9 protein-coding genes are annotated in these 9,364 nt (G+C 73.2%); 7 read left to right on the top strand and 2 right to left on the bottom strand.

Going from position 1 to position 9,364, the window contains the following annotated elements; translation table 11 throughout:
* The 4 genes from ACIQ8B_RS28940 to ACIQ8B_RS28925 form a co-directional block, all read left to right on the top strand.
* The coding region (locus ACIQ8B_RS28940; protein ID WP_366252351.1) for an alpha-glucosidase C-terminal domain-containing protein at positions 1–272 on the top strand (272 nt) is incomplete at its 5' end.
* A gap of 28 nt (positions 273–300) precedes the next feature.
* Positions 301–1,659, top strand: coding sequence for a maltokinase N-terminal cap-like domain-containing protein (locus tag ACIQ8B_RS28935; protein ID WP_290004772.1), 1,359 nt, complete (start codon positions 301–303; stop codon positions 1,657–1,659).
* Positions 1,660–1,663: 4 nt separating this feature from the next.
* Positions 1,664–3,889 (top strand): 1,4-alpha-glucan branching enzyme, encoded by a 2,226-nt coding sequence (gene glgB, locus ACIQ8B_RS28930; protein ID WP_403550832.1) that lies wholly within the window; start codon positions 1,664–1,666, stop codon positions 3,887–3,889.
* A gap of 128 nt (positions 3,890–4,017) precedes the next feature.
* Positions 4,018–5,106: a glutamate--cysteine ligase gene (locus ACIQ8B_RS28925; RefSeq protein ID WP_403550830.1), complete on the top strand. Its 1,089-nt coding sequence runs from the start codon at positions 4,018–4,020 to the stop codon at positions 5,104–5,106.
* A 251-nt stretch (positions 5,107–5,357) separates the two neighbouring features.
* On the opposite strand, the gene ACIQ8B_RS28920 is transcribed toward ACIQ8B_RS28925, so the two are convergent.
* Positions 5,358–5,591: a DUF6480 family protein gene (locus ACIQ8B_RS28920; RefSeq protein WP_106415628.1), complete on the bottom strand. Its 234-nt coding sequence runs from the start codon at positions 5,589–5,591 to the stop codon at positions 5,358–5,360.
* 127 nt (positions 5,592–5,718) lie between these two features.
* Between ACIQ8B_RS28920 and ACIQ8B_RS28915 the strand changes: the two genes are divergently transcribed.
* Together ACIQ8B_RS28915 and ACIQ8B_RS28910 are read left to right on the top strand one after the other, a co-directional pair.
* The gene (locus ACIQ8B_RS28915) at positions 5,719–7,620 is read left to right on the top strand and encodes a long-chain fatty acid--CoA ligase (protein ID WP_290004780.1); all 1,902 of its coding nucleotides are present in this window, start codon (positions 5,719–5,721) and stop codon (positions 7,618–7,620) included.
* A 147-nt stretch (positions 7,621–7,767) separates the two neighbouring features.
* A complete protein-coding gene (locus tag ACIQ8B_RS28910) occupies positions 7,768–8,202 on the top strand; it encodes an ATP-binding protein (protein ID WP_106415626.1) in 435 nt (144 codons plus the stop codon).
* A 21-nt stretch (positions 8,203–8,223) separates the two neighbouring features.
* On the opposite strand, the gene ACIQ8B_RS28905 is transcribed toward ACIQ8B_RS28910, so the two are convergent.
* Positions 8,224–8,595, bottom strand: a complete 372-nt coding sequence (locus tag ACIQ8B_RS28905) for a PRC-barrel domain containing protein (protein WP_290004782.1) — start codon at positions 8,593–8,595, stop codon at positions 8,224–8,226.
* A gap of 339 nt (positions 8,596–8,934) precedes the next feature.
* Between ACIQ8B_RS28905 and ACIQ8B_RS28900 the strand changes: the two genes are divergently transcribed.
* Positions 8,935–9,364 (top strand): HAMP domain-containing protein (locus ACIQ8B_RS28900; protein ID WP_366252349.1); only part of this gene is annotated, 430 nt, incomplete at its 3' end.

The following is a 9,364-nucleotide window of genomic DNA, read 5'->3' as shown; positions in this document are numbered from 1 at the left end:
ACACCGAACTGCCCTCCTCCAACCCCGCCGTCCTCGCCTTCCTGCGCGAGTACGAGGACGACCTGGTCCTGTGCGTCAACAACTTCTCCCGCTTCTCCCAGCCCACCGAGCTCGACCTGCGCGAGTTCAGCGGCCGGCATCCGGTGGAGCTGTTCGGCGGGGTGCGCTTCCCGGCCATCGGCGAACTGCCGTACCTGCTGACCCTCGGGGGCCACGGCTTCTACTGGTTCCGGCTCACCCGAGTCGCATCCCGCATCGGCCGACGCCTGTGAGCGTGTGCCGGCGAGAGGAGGCGTCACGATGACGAAGACCGCATTCCTGCGCCCGCGGAGCGCGCCCGCCGAGTCCTTGGAGTCGCTCGCCGGGCTGCTGCGCGAGTGGCTGCCGCTGCAGCGCTGGTTCGCGGGCAAGGACCGCCCCGTCACCGATCTCGGCGTGCTGTCCACGACCGAGCTGTTCCCGGGCTGCCTGCACGTGCTCGTGCACGCCGCGCACGGCGGCGTGCCCGCCCCCGGCGGCACCCCTCCCGCCGGCGACTGCTACCAGCTCCTGCTCGGGGTGCGGGAGCGGCCCTCGCCCCGTCTGGGCAAGGCGCTCATCGGCACCGTGCGGGACGGCCGGCTGGCCGGCCTGACGGTCTACGACGCCCTCCAGGACCCGCGCGCCGCCCAGCTGCTCCTGGAACGGCTGCGCCGGCCGGGCACGGTGGGCCCGCTGCACTTCGAGGGCGACCCGGGCCATGAGGTGCCGTCGGGTCTGGTACCGCGGGTGCTGAACGCCGAGCAGTCCAACTCCTCGCTGGTGTACGGCGACGAGTACATCCTGAAGGTCTTCCGGCGCATCCAGCCCGGCGTCAACCCCGACCTGGAGGTGCCCGGGGCGCTGGCCCGGCAGGGCTGCCACCGGGTGCCCGCACCGGTGGCCTGGCTGCGCACCACCCACCCGTTCAAGGCGACGCTCGGGGTGCTCCAGCCGTATCTGCGCAACGCAGCGGACGGCTGGACGCTCGCTCTCGACGCGCTCGCCGCCGGCGACGACTTCACGGCGCAGGCGCACGCCCTCGGACGCGCCACGGCGGACGTGCACCTGGCGTTGTCCTCCGCGTTCCCCGTCGGCGCGCCCGGCGAGAACGGGCGGACGGCCGCGGCGATGACCGAGCGGCTGACCGCCGCCGCGCACGCCGTGCCCGCGCTCCAGCCGTACGTACCGGGGCTGCGCGGCGCCTTCGCCGCGCTCACCACCTGCGACGCCGGGCCGCCCGCCCAGCGCATCCACGGCGACCTGCACCTGGGCCAGGTGCTGCGGGCGGGGCGCGAGTGGTTCGTGATCGACTTCGAGGGCGAGCCGTCCCGGCCGCTCTCCGAACGGCGCAGCGCCCACTCCCCCGTGCGGGACATCGCCGGGATGCTGCGCTCCTTCGACTATGCCGCCCGGCAGCGCCGTCCCTGGCGCCCGGAGTGGGCGCGGCGCTGCCGCGAGGCCTACTGCGCGGGCTACGCGGCCCGCGCCGGCTGGGACCCGCGCAAGAAGCACGGCCTGCTCCGCGCCTACGAGACGGACCGGGCCGTGTACGAGGTGCTGTACGAGGCCCGGCACCGACCCGACTGGCTGCCCGTACCCATGGCGGCGATCGAGCGCCTCGCCGTGAGAGGAGACTGAAGCCGTGGCCCTGCACGAAACGCCGCTGCCCGGATCGGCCGGGCCCGCCCCGTCCGCCGCCGCGAGCGGGGCGGCCGCCCCCGCCCTCGACCCGCACGACCGGGGCCGTCTGCTGGCGGGCGCCCACCACGATCCGCACGCCCTGCTGGGCGCCCGCCCGGTGCCCGGCGGCATCGCCTTCCGGGCGCTGCGCCCCTTCGCCCGCGAGGTGAGCGTGGTCGTCGACGGCGAGCGCACCCCGCTCGTGTCGGAGGGCGACGGCCTCTTCTCCGCCGTGCTGCCGCTGGACGAGATCCCCGGCTACACGCTCGCGGTGGCGTACGGGGACGACGAGCCGGTGGAGACACACGACCCGTACCGGTTCCTGCCCGCGCTCGGCGACTTCGACCTGCACCTGATCCGCGAGGGCCGGCACGAGGAGCTGTGGACGGCGCTCGGCGCGCACCCCATGACCCACCAGGGCGTGACCGGCACCCGCTTCACCGTGTGGGCGCCCAACGCCCTCGGGGTGCGGCTCGCCGCGGACTTCACGTACTGGGACGGGACGGCCTTCCCGATGCGCTCACTGGGATCGTCCGGTGTGTGGGAGCTGTTCCTGCCGGGCGTCGGCGAGGGCACCCGCTACAAGTTCGAGATCCACTCGCGCCACGGCCACCGGTTCCTCAAGGCGGACCCGATGGCCCGCCGGACCGAGGCGCCGCCGAACACCGCGTCGGTGGTCACCGCCTCGCACTACGCGTGGGGTGACGCGGAGTGGATGGCGCGGCGCGGGGAGCGGCCCGTGCACGAGGCGCCGTTCTCGGTGTACGAGGTGCACCTGCCGTCGTGGCGTCCGGGGCTCACCTACCGTGAGCTCGCCGAGGTGCTGCCCGCGTACGTGAAGGACATGGGCTTCACCCACGTCGAGCTGATGCCGGTCGCCGAGCACCCGTACGGGCCGTCCTGGGGCTACCAGGTCACCGGCTTCTACGCGCCCACCGCGCGGCTCGGCACCCCGGACGACTTCAAGTACCTGGTCGACGCGCTGCACCGGGCCGGCATCGGCGTGATCATGGACTGGGTGCCCGCGCACTTCCCGCGCGACGACTGGGCGCTGGCCCGCTTCGACGGGGAGCCGCTGTACGAGCCCGGCGACTCGCGGCGCGCCGAGCACCCCGACTGGGGGACGTACACCTTCGACTACGCCCGCACCGAGGTGCGCAACTTCCTGGTCGCGAACGCCGTGTACTGGTGCCAGGAGTTCCACATCGACGGGCTGCGGGTCGACGCGGTCGCCTCCATGCTCTACCTCGACTACTCGCGCGAGGACGGCGGCTGGGAGCCCAACGTCCACGGCGGCCGGGAGGACCTGGCGGCGATGGCGTTCCTCCAGGAGATGAACGCCACCGTGTACCGGCGCTGCCCGGGCGTGGTGACCATCGCCGAGGAGTCCACGGCGTGGGGCGGGGTGACCCGGCCCACCGACACCGGCGGGCTCGGGTTCGGGCTGAAGTGGAACATGGGCTGGATGCACGACTCGCTGGAGTACGTCTCCCACGAGCCGGTGCACCGCAAGTACCACCACCACGAGATGACCTTCGCGATGGTGTACGCCTACAGCGAGAACTACGTGCTGCCGATCTCCCACGACGAGGTGGTGCACGGCAAGCAGGCGCTGGTGTCGAAGATGCCGGGCGACTGGTGGCAGCGGCGGGCGAACGTCCGCGCCTACCTCGGCTTCATGTGGGCCCACCCCGGCAAGCAACTCCTGTTCATGGGGCAGGAATTCGCGCAGGGCGCGGAGTGGTCGGAGAAGGCGGGGCCGGAGTGGTGGCTGCTGGACGAGGGCTACCACTCGGCGGGTGACCACCGCGGGGTGCAGGACCTGGTCCGGGACCTCAACGCGCGCTACCGGGACCGCCCGGCGCTGTGGCAGCGCGACACCGACCCGTCCGGTTTCCGCTGGGTGGCGGTGGACGCCGCCGACGACAACGTCTTCGCGTTCCTGCGGTACGACGCGGAGGGCCGGCCGCTGCTCGCGGTGTCGAACTTCTCCCCCGTGGTGCGGCACGGCTACCGGCTCCCCGTCGGGGACGACGCGGTCGCCTGGGAAGAGGTCCTCAACACCGACGCCGTCCGCTACGGCGGCGGCGGCGTCGTGAACCCGGACCCGGTCAAGCCCGAGGACGGGCAGGTCCGGCTCACCCTTCCCCCGCTCGCGACGGTGTGGCTGGCGCCCACGCCGCTGTGAGGCCGGGCCGGCGCCCGGTGGCCCTCCGCCGACGACACCAGGTGTTCCGCGCCCCGCGCGGGGCATGCGGGTCGTACGGCCGAGGGCTGCTCGGCGTCGACGCGGCAGGTGAGAAGGGCGGGCATCAGGTGCGCACCGTGGGAGTGGAGGAGGAACTCCTCCTGGTCGATCCGGAGACCGGCGAACCGCGGGCGATGTCCGCGGCGGTGCTCGCCCGCGCCGAGCGGGAGGACGCCGGACAGGACGTCTTCGAGAAGGAACTGCACGAGCAGATGGTGGAGTTCGCCACCCACCCGCAGTCGTCCATGGAGCGCCTGCGCGCGGAGATCGCCCGCTGCCGCAAGGAGGCCGCGCGCCACGCCGAGGAGATCGGCTGCACGGTCGCCGCGCTCGCCACGTCGCCGCTGCCGGTCAGCCCGTCGATCGGCGTCAACGAGCGGTACCGGTGGATGGAGGAGCAGTACGGCATCGCCACGCGCGAGCAGCTGGTCATGGGCTGCCATGTGCACGTGTCGGTGGAGTCCGACGAGGAGGGCGTCGCCGTCCTCGACCGGCTGCGGCCGTGGCTGGCGGTGCTGACCGCGCTCAGCGCCAACTCCCCGTTCTGGCAGGGCAAGGACTCGGGGTACGCGAGCTACCGCAGCCGGGTGTGGCAGCGCTGGCCGTCGGCGGGGCCGACCGAGCCGTTCGAGTCGCCGGAGCGGTACCACCGTCGGGTCGCCGAGATGGTGGCGACCGGCGCGATCCTCGACGAGGGCATGGTCTACTTCGACGCCCGGCTGTCCCAGCGGTACCCGACGGTGGAGGTGCGCGTCTCCGACGTCGCGCTGCACGCGGAGACGGCGGGGCTGGTGGCCACGCTGACGCGGGCGCTGGTGGAGACGGCGGCGCGCGAGTGGCGGGACGGCCGGGAGCCGGCCGACCCGGGGGTGTCCCTGCTGCGGCTGGCCGCCTGGCGGGCGGCCCGCTCCGGCCTCACCGGCGAGCTGCTGCACCCGGAGACGATGCGCAGGATGCCCGCCGAGGCGGTCGTCCGCGCCCTCCTCGACCACACCGCGGACGCCCTCGCCGACCACGGCGACCTGGACCGCGCCCGCGAGGGCTGCGCACGCCTCCTGCGCGACGGCAACGGCGCCATGATCCAGCGCGACCTCCTGGAGCGCACGGAGAGCCTGCGCGACGTGGTCACGGAGTGCGTCCGCCACACACAGGCGTAACCCGCAGGGGCGGGCTGCGGGCGCCCTCCGGCGTCCGCGGGCCCCGGAGGCCGGAGGCCGGCCGGCGTCCGCATGCGTACGTCGCCGCCGCGTCGGCGGCCTCCCGTACGTCCTCACCGAGGCGTGGCCCAGCGGCGGCCCGGACGGGGACGAGGCGGTCGTGCGGCGCCGCCCGGCCGGCCGGGCGGCGCCGCGCGGGACCCCGCCGCCGGCACCCGGGTGCCGGCGGCCGTGGCGGCGGGCCGGGCCGGTCAGATGAGCAGGATGATCGCGTAGACCAGGAAGAACGCCGCGATGAAGGCGGACACGACGAGGATCGCGGTCAGAGGGCCCTTGGCCCAGCCCTTGGTGGGGTTGTGGGTCTCGTAGGGGCCCGCCTCGGGCATGCTGCTCTCCGCGGGCGGGGTTTCGCCCGGTGGGACGCCGCCGCCCGCTTCGAGGCCGGTGGTGCGTTCCGGATCGGGATCGGGATTGACGTAGGTCATGGGGACCGGGTCCCCCGAAAGCGGCCGGATCATCAGTGCGGACACACTTGACCTGATCCCGGCCCGGGGCCCGGCCCGCTGGACTACATTCATGCAGCGCCACCCCCGTTCCCGTGAGGAGCAGTGCATGCGCGACCTCGCTCTCGCTCCCCCGTCCGCCCCGCCCCTGACCGGCGGCCTCGCCGACAGCCTGTTCGCGAGGGCGGCCGAGAGCCCGGCCATGCCGGTGCTCGCCCGCCGCACCGGCCCGGCCTCCGCCACCTGGGAGGAGGTGACCGCCGTCGAGTTCCGCGACGAGGTGGTCGATCTGGCCAAGGGCCTGATCACGTCCGGCATCTCGCCCGGCGCCCGCGTCGCGATCATGGCGCGCACCCGTTACGAGTGGACCGTCCTGTGCCACGCCCTGTGGACGGTGGGCGCCGAGGTCGTGCCGGTCTACCCGACCTCCTCGCGGGAACAGGTCGAGTGGATCCTGCGTGACTCCGGCTGTGTGGCGGTGCTGGTCGAGGACGAGCAGAGCGTGATGACCGTGGGCTCGGTGTGCGCCCAGCTGCCCCGTCTGCGGCACGTGTGGCAGCTCGACGCGGGGGCGCTGGACCAGCTGGTCGCCCGCGGCGAGGCGATCCCGGCGGCCACGGTCGACTCGATGCGGCGGATCGTGATGCCGGACTCCACGGCCGTGGTGGCGTACACCTCCGGCACCTCGGGGCACGCCATGGGCTGCGCCCTCAGCCACCGCGGGCTGGCGTTCGTCTGCGACACGCTGCTGGCGGGCTGGGGCCATGTCGCGGCGCCGCCCGGCGAGCAGGGGTCCGTACTGGCGTTCCTGCCGTTCTCGCACGTCTACGGACTGATGATCCAGAGCCTGTGCGTCCGCGGCGGCCTGCTGATGGGGCACGAGCCGGACCTCGGCGCGGAGGCGCTGTCCACGGCGATGCGCACCTTCCGGCCCACCTATCTGTACGCGGTGCCGTCCCTGCTGGAGAAGATCTACAAGAACTTCCTGCGCGCCTCGCAGCAGTCGGGACGCGGCGCGCTGTTCGAGCGGGCCGCCGCCACCGCGCGGGACTTCGCGGCGGCGACGGAGCGGCAGCGGCTCGGGCGCGGCTCCGGCCCCGGTCTCGACCTGCGGATGCAGCACGCCCTGTACGAGCGGACCGTCTACCGCAAACTGCGGGCGACCCTCGGCGGCCGGGTGCTGCGGGCCACGTCCGGCGGCTCGCCGCTCGCCCGCGACCTGTCCCTCTTCTACGAGGGCATCGGCATCTACGTGCACGACGGGTACGGCCTCACCGAGACCAGCGGCGGCGTGACCATGCAGCCGTACGGCCGGGAGAAGTCGGGTACCGTCGGGCAGCCGCTGCCGGGCACCGCGATCAAGGTGGCCGAGGACGGGGAGATCCTGGTGCGCGGGCCGTCCGTGTTCCAGGGGTACATGGGCGACCCGGCCGCCACCCGCGCGGTCCTGCGGGACGGCTGGCTGGCCACCGGCGACCTGGGCCGGCTGGACGGCGAGGGCTACCTCACGTTCACCGGCCGGAAGAAGGACATCATCGTCACCAGCAGCGGCAAGAGCGTGGCCCCGGCCGCCCTGGAGCAACGGCTGCGGATGCATCCGCTGGTGCACCAGGCGGTGGTGGTGGGCGACAACCGGCCGTGCGTGGGCGCCCTGATCACCCTGGACCCGGACTTCCTGGCGGACTGGCGGGCGGCACTGTCGCTGCCCGGCGACGCCCCGGCCCGCGAGGCGCGCGAGGAGAACGCCCTGCGGGACGAGATCGGGCGGGCGGTCGCCGCGGCCAACAGCAGCGTGTCCCGCTCGGAGTCGATCCGCGTGTTCCGCGTGCTGCCGGAGCCGTTCGACGTGTCCAACGGCCTGCTGACGCCGTCGATGAAACTGCGGCGGGACGAGATCGTGCGCCGGTACGCGCTGGAGATCGACGCGATGTACCAGTCCCGCACCCGTCCGGCGCGCACCCCGGCGCCGGCCGACACGTCGGTGTGGGACGAGGACGACGTCTTCCGCTGATCATGTCGCGACGGCGTGCGGGGTTTGTCACCCCACGCCGTCGGGCAGGCGGGCGCGTAGGCTCCGCCCGCACGGGAACCCACAGATCGGGGAACGCACGAAAGCAGCGACGACCGCCCCGGTTGTGGCCGGGGCCTGGAAGGCGACATGGCACCCGAGCCGCAGAGGGACAGGACACTGACCGGCGAGGAGATCACGAGCCGCATCGCCAGCTTCCCGGGGGAGCTGCACGATGTGACGGACGCGCGTCTGGTCGCGGAGGAATTCCTCTTCGACCTGGCCCGCGCGTCGGCGCCGTCGGCGCCGGAGCACTGGGACGACATACTCCTGGTGGTGACGGAACTGGCCGCCAACGCGGTGCAGTACGCCCCCGGCCCGTTCGAGCTGCGGCTGCGCCGCACGTTCGACGGGGTGCACGTCGTGATGCACGACACCAGCACCACCGAGCCTGCCCCGCGCCCGTTCCATCCGCACAGCGGCGGGGGCGGCATCGGGTGGCATCTGATCCACACGCTCTGCGACCAGGTGAGCGTCGTGACCCACGAGCGCGGGAAGGACATCCACGTCTTCCTGCCGTGGTGACGCGGCCGCCGCGCCCCGCGCTCATCCCGCGGGCCGCTCCTGGCGGAGCAGCCCGCGGTAGTAGTCGCCGACGGCGGTGAGATAGGCGCGGTCCATGGTCTCGCTGTCGGTGCGGAAGCGCGGCGCGGCCTTCAGCTCGCCCCGGGTGCAGGACACCGTCAGCTTCCGCTCCGCGGTGTCCACGGACGTGACCATGCCGACGGGCACCAGGAGGCTGCGGCCGAACACCCACACTCCGGTGTCCACGACGAGATGCGGCATGCCGTGATGGCCGGCCTGGCGGTCCACATGGCCGGCGGTGCCGTCGCTCGCGACGACGGTGAACCCCGTCAGGTCCGCCCCGCGGACGTGGTCCAGGTCTGACGCGTACGACCAGATGATGTCGGTGGGCACTGCTTCCGGCCTCCCCGAATGACGACTGCTCCCCATGACAGGAGCGGGGCCGGACTCCGCCCCTCTCCCCCTGAGCAGATACCCCTCAGGCGCGCACACATTCGAACGGCGCCCGTCGAAAGCGGCCAACCTGGCGCGGTCACCGTGAAACCCAGTCACGTACCCCCGTTCTGCGGATACATGCCCGCCGGTCACAGTGATTCTCGACGGGCCCGGAGACCGCCCGGACCCGCTTTGTCGCGCGCCCGCGAGGTGGGTTAACCTGCGGCGTATTTCTCGTCGCGCGACTCCGCTGATCTGCGGGAATGCGCACTGAATGGGGCCGGAGCGAGGGTGCGCATGACCAGCAGAAGCACCGAGGGGACCGACACGGTGCCGGGGGACAAGGAGCTGAGGCAGCTCCTCGCGGGGCTGACGGCCGTCCGGGACGGGGACTTCGGGACCCGGCTCCCGGGCGACGCCGACGGACTCATGGGGGACATCGCCAAGGTCTTCAACGGGATGGTGGACCAGCTGTCGCTGTTCACCTCCGAAGTGACCCGTGTCGCACGCGAGGTGGGGACCGAGGGGACGCTCGGCGGACAGGCGCAGGTGCCGGGGGTCTCGGGCACCTGGGCGGACCTCACCGACTCGGTGAACGCCATGGCGGGCAACCTGACGGCGCAGGTCCGCAACGTCGCCCAGGTGACGACGGCGGTGGCGAAGGGCGACCTGTCGCAGAAGATCACCGTCGACGCCCGCGGCGAGATCCTCGAACTCAAGAACACCA

Origin of the sequence: Streptomyces sp. NPDC096105 (assembly GCF_044763335.1) — a bacterium.
Taxonomy (GTDB): Bacteria; Actinomycetota; Actinomycetes; order Streptomycetales; family Streptomycetaceae; genus Streptomyces.
Note: the sequence above shows the minus strand (reverse complement) of the source record. Positions and strands in the feature narration are given on the sequence as shown.

Coding starts and splice junctions, on each gene's coding strand:
- ACIQ8B_RS28915 (WP_290004780.1), top strand. CDS start 5,719: ATGCGCGACCTCGCTCTCGCTCCCCCGTCCGCCCCGCCCCTGACCGGC.
- ACIQ8B_RS28910 (WP_106415626.1), top strand. CDS start 7,768: ATGGCACCCGAGCCGCAGAGGGACAGGACACTGACCGGCGAGGAGATC.
- ACIQ8B_RS28920 (WP_106415628.1), bottom strand. CDS start 5,591: ATGACCTACGTCAATCCCGATCCCGATCCGGAACGCACCACCGGCCTC.
- ACIQ8B_RS28935 (WP_290004772.1), top strand. CDS start 301: ATGACGAAGACCGCATTCCTGCGCCCGCGGAGCGCGCCCGCCGAGTCC.